The sequence below is a fragment of the Streptomyces avicenniae genome (assembly GCF_000719135.1).
In the GTDB taxonomy this organism is placed as follows: Bacteria; Actinomycetota; Actinomycetes; order Streptomycetales; family Streptomycetaceae; genus Streptomyces; species Streptomyces avicenniae.
In genome coordinates this window covers 282765-299716 of record NZ_JOEK01000002.1, presented here as the reverse complement: position 1 = coordinate 299716, position 16952 = coordinate 282765, and the positions used below count along the sequence as shown (strand labels likewise).

The 16952-nt window shown below is 74.8% G+C and carries 15 protein-coding genes; 5 read left to right on the top strand and 10 right to left on the bottom strand.

Going from position 1 to position 16952, the window contains the following annotated elements; translation table 11 throughout:
* Positions 1 to 674 precede the first annotated feature (674 nt).
* The 3 genes from IF27_RS05430 to IF27_RS05420 all read left to right on the top strand — a co-directional run bounded on the left by IF27_RS05430 (position 675) and on the right by IF27_RS05420 (position 4753).
* Positions 675 to 2678, top strand: coding sequence for an ABC transporter ATP-binding protein (locus IF27_RS05430; RefSeq protein ID WP_052848200.1), 2004 nt, complete (start codon positions 675 to 677; stop codon positions 2676 to 2678).
* Positions 2679 to 2780: 102 nt separating this feature from the next.
* On the top strand, positions 2781 to 3614 hold the full coding sequence (locus IF27_RS05425) for a helix-turn-helix domain-containing protein (protein ID WP_052848199.1): 834 nt from the start codon (positions 2781 to 2783) through the stop codon (positions 3612 to 3614).
* Positions 3615 to 3766: 152 nt separating this feature from the next.
* On the top strand, positions 3767 to 4753 hold the full coding sequence (locus IF27_RS05420) for an aldo/keto reductase (protein ID WP_052848198.1): 987 nt from the start codon (positions 3767 to 3769) through the stop codon (positions 4751 to 4753).
* Between the two features lie 63 nt (positions 4754 to 4816).
* Here the strand turns inward: IF27_RS05420 and IF27_RS05415 are convergent, their stop codons facing one another.
* From IF27_RS05415 to IF27_RS05380, 8 genes are all read right to left on the bottom strand, one after another.
* Positions 4817 to 5236, bottom strand: a complete 420-nt coding sequence (locus IF27_RS05415; protein WP_052848197.1) for a 4Fe-4S dicluster domain-containing protein — start codon at positions 5234 to 5236, stop codon at positions 4817 to 4819.
* A complete protein-coding gene (locus IF27_RS05410; RefSeq protein ID WP_052848196.1) occupies positions 5233 to 6870 on the bottom strand; it encodes an FAD-dependent oxidoreductase in 1638 nt (545 codons plus the stop codon). Before IF27_RS05410 ends, IF27_RS05415 begins: the two co-directional genes overlap by 4 nt.
* The gene (locus IF27_RS05405) at positions 6867 to 7898 is read right to left on the bottom strand and encodes an ABC transporter substrate-binding protein (RefSeq protein WP_223290925.1); all 1032 of its coding nucleotides are present in this window, start codon (positions 7896 to 7898) and stop codon (positions 6867 to 6869) included. The genes IF27_RS05410 and IF27_RS05405 overlap by 4 nt, the downstream gene beginning before the upstream one ends.
* A gap of 11 nt (positions 7899 to 7909) precedes the next feature.
* The gene (locus IF27_RS05400) at positions 7910 to 8281 is read right to left on the bottom strand and encodes a 4Fe-4S dicluster domain-containing protein (protein ID WP_052848195.1); all 372 of its coding nucleotides are present in this window, start codon (positions 8279 to 8281) and stop codon (positions 7910 to 7912) included.
* Complete coding sequence (locus IF27_RS05395) at positions 8278 to 9936, bottom strand: FAD-dependent oxidoreductase (RefSeq protein WP_052848194.1); 1659 nt, start codon at positions 9934 to 9936, stop codon at positions 8278 to 8280. The genes IF27_RS05400 and IF27_RS05395 overlap by 4 nt, the downstream gene beginning before the upstream one ends.
* Positions 9936 to 10703, bottom strand: a complete 768-nt coding sequence (locus IF27_RS05390; RefSeq protein ID WP_052848193.1) for an ABC transporter ATP-binding protein — start codon at positions 10701 to 10703, stop codon at positions 9936 to 9938. Before IF27_RS05390 ends, IF27_RS05395 begins: the two co-directional genes overlap by 1 nt.
* A 48-nt stretch (positions 10704 to 10751) precedes the next feature.
* Positions 10752 to 11627: an ABC transporter permease gene (locus IF27_RS05385; protein WP_110945561.1), complete on the bottom strand. Its 876-nt coding sequence runs from the start codon at positions 11625 to 11627 to the stop codon at positions 10752 to 10754.
* A 696-nt stretch (positions 11628 to 12323) separates the two neighbouring features.
* Positions 12324 to 12878 (bottom strand): hypothetical protein, encoded by a 555-nt coding sequence (locus IF27_RS05380; RefSeq protein ID WP_052848192.1) that lies wholly within the window; start codon positions 12876 to 12878, stop codon positions 12324 to 12326.
* Between the two features lie 275 nt (positions 12879 to 13153).
* Between IF27_RS05380 and IF27_RS05375 the strand changes: the two genes are divergently transcribed.
* Complete coding sequence (locus IF27_RS05375) at positions 13154 to 14410, top strand: NAD(P)/FAD-dependent oxidoreductase (RefSeq protein WP_052848433.1); 1257 nt, start codon at positions 13154 to 13156, stop codon at positions 14408 to 14410.
* Positions 14411 to 14467: 57 nt separating this feature from the next.
* A complete protein-coding gene (locus tag IF27_RS05370) occupies positions 14468 to 14929 on the top strand; it encodes a hypothetical protein (protein ID WP_190232820.1) in 462 nt (153 codons plus the stop codon).
* A gap of 9 nt (positions 14930 to 14938) precedes the next feature.
* Here IF27_RS05370 and IF27_RS05365 read toward each other — a convergent pair whose 3' ends face one another.
* A complete protein-coding gene (locus tag IF27_RS05365) occupies positions 14939 to 15307 on the bottom strand; it encodes a VOC family protein (RefSeq protein WP_052848190.1) in 369 nt (122 codons plus the stop codon).
* A 32-nt stretch (positions 15308 to 15339) separates the two neighbouring features.
* The gene (locus IF27_RS05360) at positions 15340 to 16824 is read right to left on the bottom strand and encodes an MFS transporter (RefSeq protein ID WP_052848189.1); all 1485 of its coding nucleotides are present in this window, start codon (positions 16822 to 16824) and stop codon (positions 15340 to 15342) included.
* Positions 16825 to 16952: the final 128 nt, after the last annotated feature.

Genomic DNA, 16952 nt, shown 5'->3' with positions numbered 1-16952 from the left:
CAGTTCATTCATTGGAGTGAATGAACTGTTCTAATGACGGGCTTGTGCTCGATTGCGGCTTTGGTTGGTCATGCCTTGTCCTCGGGGCCGGATAGCCTACGGGTTCATGATCATCCCGAGAAAGGCCGTTCCGTGACCGAGGTTAGTAACCAGCTGTTCAGTGCTGGCGTGTTGGCAGTCTCCAGGAGTGCCGAAGTCATACACACGCTGATCTGCTGGATATACTGACGAGCTTACTTGGATCGAGGTAGAGCTGAGAGTCTCGTCAACTCTCCGTCGAGCGTCTCGCGGATACGTGGACTTGTCTACGCGACCATGCTATGGAGCAGACAGGTTCCTGTCGCCATGCTGCTTGCATTCGAGCGTCGGCATGGATTCGGACGGTTGGTGAGGAGGCGCCACCTCCCTCTGCCGCTTTCCTTCGCTCAGCCTTTCCGGGCCCGGTGATGCCGGGTGTCTACGGAAAGCGCCAGGCCGGGGGCGAGTCCTCGCCCCCGGCCGGTTCGTGTCCCGGGGGGAGTGCGCTCCGGCGTTCTGCCCACGGGGCGTACGGCGGATGCTGCGGCGCGGTCCGGCGTTCCGGGGTGATGCGGGACGAGGTGCGGCGCGGGGCCGTGCCCCGGTGCGGGCGGGGGCCGTTGGGCGGTGCACACGGTCTCCGAAGGAGTCACCCGGTGAAACGCAGCAACAGCACAGGCAACGTCAACGACGGCGGGGACGACGCGCACGTCTCCGCCGCGGAGCGCGAGCTGTTCGGCGGCGCGCTCGTCTACGACACCTCATGGGCCCGGCACGAGGAGTCCCGCTACGGCCTCAGGCTCCGCGCCATGCTGGCGAGCATGCCCCGGCTGGTGGGCACCGCCGCCGCCCTCGCCTGGCGGGCCGACCGCCGCCTCACCCTCCTCGTCACCCTCGCCGAGATCGGCCGCGGCATCACCCAGGCCGTGGGCCTGCTCGCCGTCAACTGGCTCCTCACCACGCTCCTGACCGGCGGCGACCTCACCGACCGCATGCGCGAGTGCGTGCCGGTCGCCGTCCTCATCGGCGCGACGGCCGCACTCGGCGCCGCCTGCGACGCCCTGTCCACGCTCGCCCGCGGCCCCCTCGAACCCCGCGCGGAACGCCTCGCACGCGAGCAGTACCTGGAGCGCGCCCACCAGGTCGAGATGGCCGCGATGGAGGACGACGACTTCCACCGCCTGCTCGACTCCGCCCAGTTCGGGGCCGCGTCGGCGCGCAACATGATCAGCCACAGCGTCGGCGTCCTCGGCGCCCTCATCTCGCTGCTCGCCGCGGGCACCGTCCTCACCGCCCTCCACGGCGCGCTGCTCCCGATGCTGCTGCTCATCGTCGTCCCGCGCGCCTGGGCGACGCTGACGGTGGCGCGCCGCCGCTACCGCAGCTGGCACCGGTGGGTGCAGCACTCGCGCGCCGCCAGCACCCTCGCCAACCTGCTGATCGACACGGACGCCGCGCCCGAGGTGCGCGTCCACGGCGTCGGGCCCTACATCCTGCGCCACTTCCGCGACATGTCCGTCAGCCAGGAGAACGAGCAGGCACGTCTCGCCCGGCTCGCCGCCCGTACCGCGCTGGCCGCCGCCGCCTGCACGGGCGCGGCGACGCTCGGCACGTACGCGCTCCTCGCCTTCCTGCTGTGGGGCGGCGGGATGGCGCTGGCCGCCGCGGGCACGGCCGTCCTCGCCATCCGCACCGGCACCGGCCAACTCGACAGCCTGGTACGGCAGATCAACTACCTGCACGAGGAGTCCCTGTACGTCGGCGACCTCCAGCGGCTGCTGCGGGAGTCCGCCGACCGGTGCATCCCCGCCGGGGGCGAGCCGCTGCCCCCCGCCGTGGAGAACGTCACGTTCGAGGACGTCACCTTCGGCTACCCGGGCAGCGACGGCGCCCCCGCGTTGCGCGACGTGTCGCTCACGATCCCGGTCGGACGCGGCTCGGTCGTCGCGCTCGTCGGCGAGAACGGCTCGGGCAAGAGCACGCTGGCCAAGCTGCTCTGCGGCCTGTACCTGCCGCAGCGCGGCACCGTCCGCTGGGACGGCCACGACGCCGCGGCGCTCGACCGTCAGGAGATCTTCGGGCGCTGCGCCCTCGTGCACCAGGACCACTACCGCTGGCCGATGACGGCGGGCGTCAACGTCTCCATCTCCCGCACGGAGGTCCCCTCCGACCCCGGGCGCCTGGCGCGCGCCGCGGCCCACGCGGGTCTCGACACGCTGCTCCCCACCCTGCCGCGCGGCTGGGACACGCTGCTCTCGCGCCGCTTCCGGGGCGGGCACCAGCTGTCCGGAGGCCAGTGGCAGCGGCTCGGCGTCGCGCGCGCCCACTACCGTGACGCGCCGATCCTCGTCGTGGACGAGCCGACCGCCGCGCTCGACGCGAAGGCGGAGCAGCGGGTGTTCGACCAGATCCGGGCGCTGGCGGACGAGGGGCGCACCGTCGTGCTGATCACGCACCGGATGGCGTCGGTGCGCGGCGCCGACCTGGTGCACGTCCTGCACGAGGGGCGGCTCGTCGAGTCGGGGTCGCCCGAGGCGCTGCTGGCGCTCGGTGGCAGGTACCGGACGATGTACGACCTCCAGGCGGCCCAGTTCCGGCCCGTCCCCCAGCCGCGCGGCGCGGCGCGGGCGGCGGAACCTGCCGACGCCGACACGGTCTGACAGCGTGCCCGCCGGGCCGTGCCGCGTGGTGACGGGGGTGGTAACGGTGGTACCACCACGCGGACTCGACCCGGCGGGCGCGCCGCTGCGAGACTCGGCGGCATGGCGGACCCACGACGAGGACTTGCCGAGTTCCTGCGCTCCCGGCGGGACCGCACCCGCCCCGAGGACGTCGGCCTGACCGGCGGCGGCAGGCGGCGTTCGCCCGGCCTGCGCCGCGCCGAGGTCGCGCACCTGGCCGGGATCAGCGTCGAGTACTACGTGCGGCTCGAACAGGGCAGGGGCGTCAACCCGTCCGCGGCCGTACTGGACGCGCTGGCGCGGGTGTTCGAGCTCGGCGCCGACGAGCGCGAGCACCTGCGCACGCTCGCCGGGCGCGGCGGCGCCCCGCCGCCCCCTGCACCGGCCGAACGCGTCAGGCCCGGCACGCGCCGCCTGCTGGAGAAGCTGGACCCGACGCCCGCGTACGTCCTCGGCCGACGCCTGGACGTCCTGGCGTGGAACGGGATGGCCGCCGCGCTCTTCCCCGGCGTCGCCGAGATGCCGCCCGCCCGCCGCAACCTGGTGCGCTACGCGTTCACGCACCCGGGGGCCAGGACGTTCTACGTGGACTGGCCGACGATGGCCCGGCGGGGCATCGCGCACGTGCGGATGTCCGCGGGACGCCACCCCGGCGACCCGGCGATCGCCGCGCTCGTCGGCGAACTGTCCCTGCACAGCGAAGACTTCCGCACCTGGTGGGCGCGGCACGACGTGCGGAACCACGACCACGGGCGCAAGCGCTTCGCGCACCCGGCCGTCGGGCGCGTCAACCTGCGGTACGAGGCGCTGCGGCTCCCCGGTCCCGGCGACCTCAGCCTCGTGACGTACCTCGCCGACGAGGGCGGCCCCGAGCAGGACGCGCTGGACCGGCTCGACGTCCTGCGGCGCGGCTGAGCCGCCGTCGGCTCCCGCCGGGGGGGCCGGTACCGCGGGTACCACCAACCGCCGGGTCATTGCCGCGCGTCGTCGCGGTGCGGCAGGGTTCCGGGTGCCCACCGGGGCGGCGTTTCCCCGGAGACGGACGACGAGTGAGAGAGAGCAAGCACGTGCGATACCGGACACTGGGCGCGGACGGTCCCCGCGTCTCCGCGGTCGGCTTCGGCGCCATGACGCTGTCGCCCGGCATCTACGGCGACGTCACGGAGGACGCCGCGACCGGCGCGCTGCTCGCCGCGCTCGACGCGGGCACCACCCTCGTGGACACGGCCGACATCTACGGCGCCGGGCACGGCGAGCGGCTGATCGGGCGCGTCCTCGCCGGAGGGCGCAGGGACACGGTCGTGCTGGCCACCAAGTTCGGCGGCGACACCGGCCCCGACGGGCGGCTCGTCCCCGGCCTCGGCCGCCGGGCCCACGTGCGCGCGGCCGTGGAGGCGAGCCTCGGCCGCCTGGCGACCGACCGCATCGACCTGTACTACCTGCACCGCCTCGACCCGACGACGCCCGTCGAGGAGACCGTGGCGGCCCTCGCCGAACTGGTCGCCGAGGGGAAGATCCGCCACGTCGGCCTGTCCGAGGTCTCGGCCGGTACGCTCCGGCGCGCCGTCGCCGTGCACCCGGTCGCGGCCGTGCAGAGCGAGTACTCGCTGCTCAGCCGCGCCCCGGAGGGCGGGATCCTGCCCGTCTGCGACGCGTTGGGCGTCGCGTTCGTCGCGTACAGCCCGCTCGGCCGAGGCCTGATCGGCGGGACGGTGCGCGCGCAACGGCCCGGCGGGAACGACTGGCGGCGCGGCAACCCCCGTTTCCAGCGCGGCAATCTGGCCGCCAACCTCTCGCTGGCCGACGGCGTGGCCGCCCTCGCGGCCGAGGCGGGCGTCACCCCGGCGCAGCTCGCCCTCGCGTGGGTGATCGCCCGGGGCGCGCTGCCCATCCCCGGGACGCGCGGCGCGGCGCACGCCACCGCCAACGCGCGGGCCGCCGACGTGGAGATCGCCGACGACGTGCTCGGCCGTCTCGAACTGCTGCTGCCCGCGGGCGCCGCCGCGGGCGCGGCGGCCGACGACGCGTACCTCGCCAACCTCGACGCCTCCTGACACCCCCGCCCCCGCGGGCCGACGCCGCTCCCGGTGCCCTGCCGCACCGGGGGCGGCGCCGCGTCAGGCGCCGTACTCGCCGAGCCCGGCGGGCGGGGGCAGCGCCGGTTCGGGGAGCGGGGCGGGACGGGCGCCCGGCTGGCCCGTCATCCCTGCCGTGAAGCGGTAGTTGGCGTCCCGCGTGCTGCCCGGCCGCCGCCCGCCGCCCCAGCCGACCGTGGCCCGGTAGGCGCCGAGCGCGCCCGACGCGGCGAGCGCCGCCTCGTCGCGGTGCGGGGAGCCCTCGGGGGCCGGTCCCGACAGAGGCGCGACGTACAGCGCGTCCACCGGGCAGTAGAGCTCGCAGGAGAAGCAGGTCTGGCAGTCGCTCTGCCGGGCGATGACGGGCAGCCCGTCCGCGTCCCGGTCGAACACGTCGGTGGGGCAGACCTTCACACAGATGTCGCAGCGCACGCAGCGGCTGTCGCTGACCACCTCGATCATGCCGCCGCCCCCTCCGCCGCGCCCGCCGTCACGCCGGACGGCACGGGCGCCACCGGATCGGGGCGCACCGCGAGCCGGTCGAGCCCCGAGACCAGCAGGCGGCGTGTCTGTGCCGGATCGGTCGCCGGGTGGTCGGTGCGCCGGTGCACGCCCCGCGACTCCGTCCGCGCGAGGGCCGCCGTGTACATCCAGCGCGCGTGGGCCGTCATGGCGCTCGCCTCCCGGGCACGCAGCGTCGTGCGGCCGTCGCGCGCCCACAGCTCACCGGCCGCGTACGTCCACCGCTCGGCGAGCAGGGCGAGGCTGGTGCGCAGGCCCTCGTCCGTGCGGAACAGGTTGTGTTCGAGAGGGAGTACGCGGTCCTGCACGGCGGTGACCAGTTCGTCCACCGCCGCCCGGTCAGCCGCCCGCGCGCCGGAGTGCGCCGGGCGCAGCCCGGCCCGGCCCGCGGCGCGCAGCCCGCCGTCCTCCTGGAGCGCTCCCCTGGCCCGCGCGAAGCGCGTCGCGCCCGCCCCGGCCCAGGTGCCGGACGAGATCGCCCACGCGCCGTTGAGCGAACCGCCGCCGCTGGCCGCGCCGGTGACCAGCTCACGGGTCGCCGCGTCGCCCGCCGCGTACAGGCCTGGCACGCTCGTGGCGCAGTCGTCGCCGACGATCCTGATGCCGCCGGTGCCGCGCACCGTGCCCTCCAGCACGAGCCGCAGCGGGTAGGGCTGCGTGAACGCGTCGATGCCCGCCTTCTCCAGCGGCAGGAAGTAGTTGGGCTGGGCCGCCCGCATCCGCTCGCGCAGCGCGAGCGGCGCGCGGTCGAGACGCGCGTACACCGCCTGCCCCTCCGCCAGCCGCCGCGCGAGCACGTCGCGGGTGTCGAGGCCGCGCGCGCCGCCCAGCTCCGTCCCGTCGGCGTCGTAGTAGGTGGCGTACTGCATCATCAGGCCCTTGGTGTGGTTGCCGAAGGCGGGCGAGGCGCCGTAGACGGACGAGAACTCCATGCCGGACAGCTCGGCGCCCAGCTCGGCCGCCATCAGATGGCCGTCGCCCGTGTCCACGTTCAGTCCGAAGGCGCGGGAGAGGAACGCGCAGCCGCCCGTCGCCAGGACCACCGCCCCGGCCCGTACGCGCCAGGGCGCGAAGCCCTCCTGACGGCGCAGCCCGGCGGCGCCCGTCACCGTGCCGTCCGCGTCCGTCAGCAGTTCGAGCGCCGGGTGGTGGTCGAGGATGCGCACCCCCGACCGGTGCACGCGCCGCCGCAGCCGCCGCAGGTACTCGGGGCCCTGGAGGCTGCTGCGGCGCTCGACGCCGTCCTCGTCGCGCGGGAACGGGTAGCCCCAGGCGGCGAGCCGGTTGACGCGCCCGTACGTCTCCTCCTGCACGCGCGCCATCCAGCGGTGGTCGGTGAGGTGGCCGCCGAGCCGTTCGCGCTCGCCGACGGCCCGCGCCCGCAGCGCCGGATCGGGCGGCAGGTACCAGAGGTTGTTGCCGCCGGAGGCCGCCGCGCCGCTGGTGCCGAGGTATCCCTTGTCGGCCAGGACGACGCGGGCGCCCGCCTCGGCGGCGGCCAGCGCCGCCCAGGCGCCCGCCGGGCCGCCGCCGAGGACGAGGACGTCGGCGTCCGCGCGCAGGGGCGAGGTCACGCGCCGTCCTCGTCCACGATCCAGTCGTCCAGGGCGAAGTCCTCGTCGATGAAGTCCTGCTGGACGAGGAACTCCTTGGTGCCGGTGAGCAGTTCGAGCCCGCGCTCGGGGAACGCGCTGTCCGGCAGCTGGTCCTCCCTGGTGGTCGCGCGCACCAGTTCCTCGGGGAAGTCGGAGAGCGAGACGGCGTAGTCCTGGTAGGCGGTGAAGTCGGCTTTCGCCAGGCGCACGCCCTCGTCCTGGAGGTCCTGCCAGGCGGACGCGAAGCCCGGGTGCTCGTCGAGGAACCCGCCGGTGGAGACGGTGGCGCTGGTGCCCGCGTAGTCCGGGTGGTCCTCGGCGAGATGGTCGATGACGCGGTAGCCGCGCTGCTCGAACACCTCGGCGTTCACCTGCGGCATGGCGGCGGCGGCGATGTCGCCGCGCTCCAACGGGCCCTCGGTGTCGGTGGTGTAGATGTGCAGGATCTCGGACGGCTCGACGTCCGCGTCCTGGAGGGCGCCGAGCAGGTAGCGGTGGATGTAGGAGCCGGTCTGGACGGCGATCGGCCGCCCCTCCAACTCCTCGATGCTGCGCGGCCCGTCGTCGCGCACGACGATGGACGCGTCGTTGCCGACGAGGCCGAGCGCGATCAGGCGCGTGTCCAGGCCGCTGCCGCGCGCGACGAGCGCGGGCGTGTCGCCGTAGCTGGCGACGTCCAGACTGCCGCCCACCAGCGCCTGGTTGAGGTCGGGGCCGTTCGGGAACGGCGACACCTCGATGGCGTCGAACCCGAACTCCGCGAGCGCGGGCAGCAGTTCGCCCTGCTCGTCCAGATAGCCGATGGGCCCGCTGAGCTGGGCCCGCGAGCCGATGACGCCGACGCGCAGCGTGTTGCCGCCGGAGCCCCCCGCGTCGTCGGCGGCCTCGGCCGAGCAGCCCGTCGCGGCGGCGACGAGGGCCAGCGGGACGGCGATCGCGGTCACCAGGCGGCGCAGCGGCGCGCGTCTGCGGCGGACGGCGGGGTCGTGGGAGCGTGCGTGGTCCATGGTGGTGCCTCTCAGGTGGTGCTGGGCTTGACGGGCGGGGGAGCGGGCGTGGCGCGCGGCAGGTCGGGGCCGACGGCCAGCCGGGCGCCGGGGGTTCTGCCCCGGCCCCAGCCGATGCCCGCGCGGTAGCTGCCGAGGAGACCGGCGTCCGTGAGCCGCGCCTCGTCGCGCAGCGCCGAACCGTCCGGCAGCGGGCGGGTCTCCGGCGCGACGAACAGCGCGTCCACCGGGCAGTACGCCTCGCACATGAAGCAGGTCTGGCAGTCGTCCTGCCGGGCGATGACGGGCACGCCGTCCGTGCCGCGGTCGAACACGTCGGTGGGGCAGGCCAGGACGCACTTGTCGCAGCCGATGCAGCGCTCCGCGGAGACGACCTCGATCACCGGGCCACCCCCGCCGCCACCGCCGCCGTCGCGCCGACCGGGAGGGCCGCCCCCGTCTCCGGCACGCTCCACGTCGTGTCGAGGCCGCCGGTGACCAGACGGTGCCGCGAGCCCGGGTCGTCCTGGTGCGGCCGGTCGAGGCGCTTGTGCATGCCCCGCGTCTCCTCGCGGGCCAGCGCCGCCGTGTACATCCAGCGGGCCGTCGCCGTCATCGCCGCCGCGCGGCGGGCGCGCATCGCGTCCTTGCCGTGGCCGCGCAGACCGGCGCGTGCCACCGCCCACACGTCGTGCAGGCGCTCCAGCGCAGGGCCGAGGACGGCGCCGTCCCGCAGCAGGTTCTTGTCGTACGGCAGCACCTCGCGGCGTACGGCCTCCGTCACCTCGCGGTGCCCGTCCGCGGCGCCGGGGGTGCCTGTCGGGCGCAGGCCCACGCCGCCCGCCGGGGTCAGCCTGCGCCGGTGGGCGCCCTCGCCGAGCGCGCGGGCGAACGCGGCGGCGCCCCGCCCGGCCCACGTGCCGGAGGACATGGCCCACGCGGCGTTGTGGCTGCCGCCGCCCGTGAAGCCGCCGCAGATCAGCTCGCGCGTCGCCGCGTCGCCCGCCGCGTACAGGCCCGGCACGTCGGTGGCGCAGTCGTCGCCCGTGATCCGGACGCCGCCGGTCCCGCGCACCGTGCCCTCGGCGAGCAGCGTCACCGGGAAGAGGTCGGTGAACGGGTCGATGCCGAGGCGGTCGAACGGCAGGAAGAAGTTGGCCTGCCCGAGCCGCATCGCGCGGCGCTGCGCCTCGTCGGCGCGGTCGAGGCGGGCCAGGACGCGGCCCTCGGCGAGCAGCGTGCGGGCGATGACCGAGCGGCCCCTCGTGCTGCCCGCGCCCTCCACGACGCTGCCGTCCGCGTGGTGGAAGGTCGCGAACGAGTAGTAGGCCGTCTTCGTCACCGAGGTGAACTCCGGTGCGATCGCGTAGGCGTTGGAGAACTCCATGCCCGACATCGCCGCCCCGGCCTCGGCCGCCATCAGGTAGCCGTCGCCCGTGTTCACGTCGCAGCCCAGCGCCCGGGAGAGGAACGCGCAGCCGCCCGTCGCCAGCACCACGGCGCCGGCGCGTACGCGGAACGGCCGGTCGGCCTGCCTGCGGTGCCCCGCCGCGCCCGCCACGGCGCCGTGCGCGTCCAGCAGCAGTTCGAGGACCGGCGAGTGGTCGAGTATCCGGACACCGGCGCGCTGCACGCGCACCCGCATCCGCCGCATGTACTCGGGCCCCTGGAGGCCGCGCCGCAGCTGCTCGCCGCGCTCGTCCACCGGGAAGGGGTAGCGGCTGACGGACGCCACCTCGTGCATGTTCTCCCACGTCTGGTCGAGGACCCTGGCCATCCAGCGGCGGTCGGCGAGGTGGCCGCCGAGACCTTCGCGGGACGCCATGGCGGCCTCGCGGGCCTCCGGGTGCGGGGGCACGTACCAGACGCCGGTGCCCGCCGCGGCGGTCGCGCCCGAGCTGCCGCACCAGCCCTTGTCGGCCAGCACCACGGAGGCGCCGGACTCGGCGGCCTTGACGGCGGCCCAGGTGGCGGCGGGGCCGCCGCCCACGACCAGGACGTCGGCGGTCAGTTCCTCGGTGAGGACGGTCGTCTCTTCAGGCAGGGAGGGAGATGACATCAGGCGGTCCTTCCGTGTTCGGCCGGGGCGTGCACGCCGAGTCCGGCCAGCAGTTCGGTGCGCAGCCGCACCAGCTCCGGGTGGTCCAGGGGGCGGGGACGGGGGATGTCCACGACGAACTCGGCGGCGATCGCCCCGTCGCCGAGCAGCAGGGCACGGTCGGCGAGCAGCAGCGCCTCCTCGACGTCGTGCGTGACCAGGAGCACCGACGGGCGGTGCTCCTCCCACAGCGCCTCCACGAGGTGCTGCGCCTTGAGCCGCGTGAGCGCGTCGAGGGCGCCGAACGGCTCGTCAAGCAGCAGCAGTTGAGGGGTGCGCACCAGCGCGCGGGCCAGCGCGACGCGCTGCGACTCGCCGCCGGAGAGCGTGCCGGGCCAGGCGTCGGCGCGCTCGGCGAGGCCGACCTCCTCCAGCGCGGCGGTCGCACGGGCCCGCAGGTCGCCGCCGCGCACGCCGAGGGTGACGTTGCGCCAGACGCGTTCCCAGGGGAGGAGGCGGTGTTCCTGGAAGACGACGGCGCTGCGCCCGGGCACCTCGATGTGCCCCTCGGCCTCCGGGTCGAGCCCGCCGAGGGCACGCAGGAGGGTGCTCTTGCCCGAGCCGCTGGGGCCGAGCAGCGCGACGAACTCGCCGGGGGCGATGGTCAGATCGGCGTCGTCCAGGACGACGCGGCCGTCGAAGACGCGCCGCAGGCCGTGGACGCGCACGCCGTCGTGCGCCGCCGGTTCGCGGGCCGGTGGGGACGGGGACAGGGCGGGGGTGGGCATGGGCTGCTCCGGGGGGTGGGTGCGGTGCGGTGGGGCGTGCGGGCGGGGTCAGGTGCCGGTGAAGCCGCGCCGCCAGGCGAGGGCCCGCCGCTCCAGCAGCCTGACCAGCAGGTCGGACAGCACGCCGAGCAGCGCGTAGGTGACCAGGACGACGAACATGACGTCCGTGCGCAGGAATTCGCGCGCGTCGGTCATCAGGTAGCCGATGCCGGAGGTCGTCGCGGTCTGCTCCGCGACGACGAGGGTCAGCCAGCCGATGCCGAGCGCCTGCCGGAGGCCGACGAAGATCTGCGGCAGCGCGCCCGGCAGGATGACGCGGCGGGTCAGGCCCCACCGTCCGAGACCGCACGAACGCGCCGCCTCCACCAGCCGGTTGTCCACCCCGCGGATGCCGTGCAGGACGTTGATGTACAGGGGGAAGATCGGCCCGATCAGGATCAGCATCGTCTTGGACGTCTCGCCGATGCCGAACCAGATGATGAACACCGGGGCGAGCGCCAGGTGCGGCAGCATCCTGAACGCCTGGATCGGCGCGTCGATGACGTCCTCGACCGAGCGCGTCAGGCCCGCGAGCAGGCCGAGCAGCACGCCGAGCGGGATGCCGATCGCCAGGCCGCGCGCGACCCGTTCCAGCGAGACGGCCAGGTGCTCCCCGTACTCGCCCGAGCGGATCAGGTCCACCCCGGCGTCCCAGACGGCGGCGGGTGAGGGGGTGGTGGCGCCGAGCCAGCCGCGTTCCGTGCCCAGCCACCACAGCAGCAGGACGGCGACGAGGCCGCTGACCCGCCGCAGCCTGCGGAGCAGCGCGACGGCGGCGGGGCGTGGCGTACGTGCCGGAGGCGGGGGGCGTGGCTCGGTGCGTGCGGGGGCGCGCACCGGTGGCGCGGCGCCGACTACCAGTGTTTCTGCGGGACTTGACGGCATGGCGGGACCCTTCGGGTACCCCGGACCGCGCCTGCGCCCTGACATGCGGGCAGGCGGACGGGGGCGGCGGTTAAAGGGATGCGGAGAGGGCGGGAGTGCGCAGGGCGGAGCCGCGGGACGGGGGTGCGGAAGCGGGGACGCGCTCAGGGAACGGCGGCAGGGCCCGCGCCGGGGTCAGCCGGGGTGACCGGCGGACACAGGGGGAGGGGGAGGGGACACCCGCCTCAGCCGGACGGCGCGGTGACGGGCTCGCGCGACGGCGAGCGGCGAAGAAAGGGGGTCGAGCGGACGAGGAGGCTCAGCGCGCGCTACAGCCGGTGGTGGTGATCAGCATGTGATCGACCACTCGCCTGTGCGTCAGAAACGAGGCCCACTTCATGGCTCGTATGTTCGCATCCGGGGCCAAGTCCGACAAGACAGTGACCGCATGGTGGTACGCCGCGCCCCTGACCGGCGCGGATGCGCGCCGTGGGGTGCTTGGGCCGGAACATGGCGGCGTATCCCGTTTGGGGGGCGCGGGGTGACGGACCGGCCGCTGCCAGGGCCGCGCGAGCAGGGCGGCGGCGGGCGTGCGTCGTGACGGTGCGTGTTCGAGTTGTCGGGTTCGCGTCACGTCGCCCACCCGTGGTCCGGCGGGAAAAAGCCGGAGCCGACCGGGCGCGTGCCCGGTCGGCTCCGATCGTGCGGCAGGGGCGGTCAGCCGCCCAGCAGCTCCTCCTCGACGTCACTCATCATGTCCTCGACGTCCGCGAAGTCCTCCTCGCTGAACCCCACGCCGTCCGGGACGGTGTTGGTGTAGGTCTCGGTCGTCCCTGAGGCCCACGCCACGTCGAGCGTGCCGTCCTCGTTCAGCGTCAGCTCGGCGCTCCGGTCGTCCGCGCTCTCGCCCGCCGCGTTGAAGCACTGGGTGAACGCGAGGGTGCCGTCCGTGTAGGAGCCGCTGAGGCAGCCGTCGCCCTCGACGGACATGTCGAAGTACAGCGCCGCCTCGGCGCCGTAGAAGGCGATGTTCGTGGAGGACTCCTGGGCGTCCGGGTCCGCGTACCAGTCGCCGCGCAGGTCGTCCACGGTCGGGGCGGGCGCGGCCGGGGTCTCCTCCTCGGCGGACTCGTCCGCGGCGGCGCCGCCCGACTCCTGTGCGGCGGCGTTGCTGTCACCGCCGTCGTCGGCGTCGTCGCCACCGCAGGCGGTGAGCGTCAGTGCCGAGGCCGCGACGAGGGCGGGCAGGGCGAGGCGTATGGACGTGCGCATGGATTCCCCTTGAACAAGTGGTGCTGTCCGGCGAGCGTATGGGGGGCGGATCGCCGGTAAACCCCTTCGTTACGCGGCCGTCACGAACTGAATCATATTGAGATCTCTTTATTCACCTTTGGTGAGGCGATGACCACGGAGCCGGTGGCCGGGCCCGTGGCGCGCGGCCCGCGCGGCGGCCACGGTCCCGCCTCCCCGGCGTGCACGATGGAGGATCCCAGGGGCCCGCGCCAGCCGCCGCGGGCGCCCGCCGAGGCGGAAGAACGGTGGTCACCATGCCCGCACGCCGCGCCGCACCCGACGTCCTGGTCGTCGGAGCGGGGGTGGCCGGGCTCGTCTGCGCCCTGGACCTCTCGCGCGCCGGGCTGCGCGTCGCCCTCCTGGAGGCGTCCGACGGCGTCGGCGGCCGGATGCGCACCGACCGGCACGACGGCTTCACCCTCGACCGCGGCTTCCAGGTCCTCAGCACCGCCTACCCCCAGGTCAGGCGGCGGCTCGACCGGCCCGCCCTGCGGCTGCGCCCGTTCACCCGGGGCGTCCTCCTCCACACCCCGCACGGCCGCCTGCGCCTCACCGACCCCACCCGCGACCCGCGCCGCGCCGCCGCCCTCCTGCCCGGCCGCACGGCGGGCGCCCGTGACCTGCTGGCCCTGGCCCGCCTCGCCGCCGCCGACGCCCTCCTCCCGGCCCGCCGCCTCAAGACGGCACCCGAGCGCACGACCCACGCCGCCCTGGCCGCCGCCGGATTCACCGACGCGTTCGTCGAGACGTTCTTCCGTCCCTTCCTCGCCGGGGTGTTCCTCGAAGACGGACTGGTCACCTCAAGCCGGGTCTTCCACCTCGTCTGGCGCAGCATGCTGCGCGGCACGCCGTCCCTCCCGAGCGCCGGGATCGACGCCGTCCCCCGTCAGCTCGCCGCCCTGCTGCCCCCGGACACCCTCCGGCTCGAACAGCCCGTGGCCCGCCTCACCGAGGAGGGCGCCGGTCTCGCGGACGGCGGCGAACTCCCGGCGCGCGCCGTCGTCGTGGCCACGGACCCGGCCACGGCCGCCGACCTGCTGCCCACCCTGCCGGTGCCCGACTGCCGGACCGTCACCACCTACTACCACGCGGCCCCACGCTCGCCGCTGCCCGAGCCCGTCCTCCTCACCGACACACGCCGCCGCCTCCTCAACACCTGCGTGCTCAGCGAGGCCGTCCCGGAGTACGCCCCGCCGGGCCACAGCCTGATCGCCACCTCGGTCCTGGGCCTGGACAGCCCCGGACGGGAGGCCGCCCTGCTGCCCGTGCTCGCCGAGGTCTACGGCGCGGACACCGCGGCGTGGGGATCCGTGGCCACCCGCGAGGTGCCCGGCGCCCTCCCGGCCATGCCGCCGCCCCAGCCGCTCAGCCGTCCGAGCCCGCGGGACGTCGGACGCGGCCGGTACGTGTGCGGCGACCACCGCGCCACCGGCTCGGTGCAGGGCGCCCTCGCCTCCGGCACCCGCGCGGCCCGCGAGGTCCTGCGTGACCTGGCCCGCACGGACCGCTGACCGTGCCGCTCCCGCCCGTCCCCCGCCCGTCCCCCGTACGGGCGCATACTGGCGGACATGGCTCATGAACGACGCTTACTCGCTGCTGCGGCAGTCGCCCTGGTCGTCTCGGTACCCGTCGCCGTGTGGGGGTTCGTCGGCCCCCTGGACGACACGACCGCCGACCCCGCGCTGCTGGGGCACGTCGTCCCGCCGCCTGACGTCCCCGACGTGGTCGAGGACTTCGCCGGGATCGGCGGCGCGCTCGTCGCCGTGGTGAGCGCCGGGGCGCTCGTGGCCGCGACGGTGGCGGGACGGATGCGCCGCCAGTGGTGGGGCGTGCTCGTCCCCCTGGTGGTCGCGGGTGCGGTGACGGGGGCGGGCTGGCGGGTGCTCACCGGGGCGACGGCCGACGCCAACATCGGCGCCGGGCTCGTGGTGTTCTTCGGAGCCCCCCTCGTCGTGGCGCTCGTGCTGCGGTCGCGCGCGCGCGGCCGTCGCCTCGGCTTCCCCGGCCGCATGTCGGCGCGGCGCGGCTGAGCGCGGCCCTCAGCCGCGGCTCGTGTCGATGACGCAGAAGACGTTGTCGTCGGGGTCGGCCAGGACGACGAAGTCCGGGTCATCCGGGTAGAGATCCCAGGCGACCCGCCGCGCCCCGAGGGCGACCAGCCGCTCCACCTCGGCGGCCTGGTCGGCCGCGTCCCCCGCGTACAGGTCCAGGTGGACGCGGGGACGGCCCTGCGGCGGCGTCGCGCTCTCCATGAGCGCCACCTGTACACCGGTCCCCTCCGCGGGCACCAACACCCCCCAGTCGTCGTCGAGTTCCTCGCGCGGCACATAGCCCAGGGCCTCGCCCCAGAACGCCGCGGCACGTGCCACGTCCGACACACCGAGCACCACTGATCCGACTCTCAACATCCGCCGATCCTGGCAGACGCGCGCCGCGCCGGTCAGGATTTACGGAACCGGGCGGCCAGCGGCGGGGAGTGGTAGGCGGCGCTCTTGCCGCCCATCCACGCGCGCATGTCGGGGCGGCGCGGCCGGGCGCCGCTGATGGCGTAGAGCCCGACGAGGAGCAGCGCACCGCCCACGGTGATCGCCAGCACGATGGCGACCGTGACGTGGTAGCCGCTGTCGGCGATGCCCTTGTCCTCGGCGAAGTGGAGCAGCACCGGGCCGATGAGGAACGCCGCCTCGGAGCGCAGCAGTTCGACCAGCGCGAAGATCGAGCCGATCGCCACCGCAGGCACCGAGAGACCGGCCAGGAACAGCCCGGGCGTCACACCGGCCCCCGCGCCGTAGCCCAGGAACAGCGCGGCGACGGGGACGATGACGGAGGCGTTGGACTCGGTGAGCGTCAGCAGGACGAGCGCCGCCACCCCGATGCTGAGGAGTCCTGAGAGCGCCAGCAGCGGCGTCCAGCGGGTGAACAGCACGCGCCGGAAGATGAGCGCGCCGATCAGCACCCCGAGGAGCTGGGGCGTGAGCAGCGAGCCGACCTTGACGGGGGTGTAGCGCGGCCCCTCCAGCAGGAAGGACTCGCTCAGCTCGATCAGCGTCGTGAACGCGGCCCCTGCCAGCATGGCGCCCGCGATCCCGGCCACCGGCAGCGTGTTGCTGATGGGCTTGACGGGCATCAGCGGGTTCTTCGCCCGGTACTGCCCGGCCACGAGGACCACGCCGATCGCCACGCCCACGATGACGGGCAGCAGGAACACGAGGCTGCCGAAGGTCGAGCGGGTCAGCCAGGAGACGCCGAAGAACGGCAGGGCGGTGACGGCGAGCGCGGGCGGGATGGCGAGCCAGTCGAAGCCCGCGCCCGGCGAGAGCGGCGGGTTGTGCGCGAAGCTGAGGAACCCGATGACGAGACCGGCGGCGGCCAGGAGCGCGATGACGGTGAACAGCAGCCGCCAGTTGCCCGTGTCACCGATGAGCCCGCCGACCAGCGGCCCCAGGGTCACCATGCCGAACAGGCCGACCGAGACGACGGCGGCCGTCGTGGGCAGCTCGTCCAGGTTCTGCCGCGTGATCAGCGGAGGCAGCGCGACGACCAGCAGCAGCCCCGTGAACAGGCCGAGGAGGATGAGCGCGGTGCTGAACTGGGCGATCCCCTGGGCGCTGAGCGCCACCACCGCCGCCAGGACGAAGCCCGCCTCGCACACGAAGTAGACGTGCCGCCTCGGCACCCGCTGGATGAGGTCGGCGGCGGCCACCGCCCCGAAGGCGTAGCCCGCGTTGGACAGCCCGACGGCCAGCTGGAGTTCGAACGGGGTCGCGTGCAGGTCGTGGAGCAGCGCGGGCGCCATCAGGGACGTCGCCGTCGTCAGCACGAGGAACGGGCAGAGCGCGAGCAGCACCAGGGCCACGGCGGCGGCGTAGCTGCCCGCCAGCGGTGGGCGGGCGAGGACGCGGGACACGAGCGGGATGGGGCGCATGTCGCCTCCGGGTTCGTGGTGCGGTGCGCCCCCAGAGGGGGCCGGGCGCCGCCCCAGCGTACGGCGGGATGATCTTGGAACCCGGGGTCTGACACGCCGTCGCCCCCGGCTGTCAGTGGTGGGCCGTA

What these genes read in the sequence shown, in the direction of transcription:
- IF27_RS05425 (WP_052848199.1), top strand. Translation starts at nt 2,781, where the DNA reads ATGGCGGACCCACGACGAGGACTTGCCGAGTTCCTGCGCTCCCGGCGG.
- IF27_RS05415 (WP_052848197.1), bottom strand. Translation starts at nt 5,236, where the DNA reads ATGATCGAGGTGGTCAGCGACAGCCGCTGCGTGCGCTGCGACATCTGT.
- IF27_RS05405 (WP_223290925.1), bottom strand. Translation starts at nt 7,898, where the DNA reads ATGGACCACGCACGCTCCCACGACCCCGCCGTCCGCCGCAGACGCGCG.
- IF27_RS05395 (WP_052848194.1), bottom strand. Translation starts at nt 9,936, where the DNA reads ATGTCATCTCCCTCCCTGCCTGAAGAGACGACCGTCCTCACCGAGGAA.
- IF27_RS05390 (WP_052848193.1), bottom strand. Translation starts at nt 10,703, where the DNA reads ATGCCCACCCCCGCCCTGTCCCCGTCCCCACCGGCCCGCGAACCGGCG.
- IF27_RS05385 (WP_110945561.1), bottom strand. Translation starts at nt 11,627, where the DNA reads ATGCCGTCAAGTCCCGCAGAAACACTGGTAGTCGGCGCCGCGCCACCG.
- IF27_RS05380 (WP_052848192.1), bottom strand. Translation starts at nt 12,878, where the DNA reads ATGCGCACGTCCATACGCCTCGCCCTGCCCGCCCTCGTCGCGGCCTCG.
- IF27_RS05375 (WP_052848433.1), top strand. Translation starts at nt 13,154, where the DNA reads ATGCCCGCACGCCGCGCCGCACCCGACGTCCTGGTCGTCGGAGCGGGG.
- IF27_RS05370 (WP_190232820.1), top strand. Translation starts at nt 14,468, where the DNA reads ATGGCTCATGAACGACGCTTACTCGCTGCTGCGGCAGTCGCCCTGGTC.
- IF27_RS05365 (WP_052848190.1), bottom strand. Translation starts at nt 15,307, where the DNA reads ATGTTGAGAGTCGGATCAGTGGTGCTCGGTGTGTCGGACGTGGCACGT.
- IF27_RS05360 (WP_052848189.1), bottom strand. Translation starts at nt 16,824, where the DNA reads ATGCGCCCCATCCCGCTCGTGTCCCGCGTCCTCGCCCGCCCACCGCTG.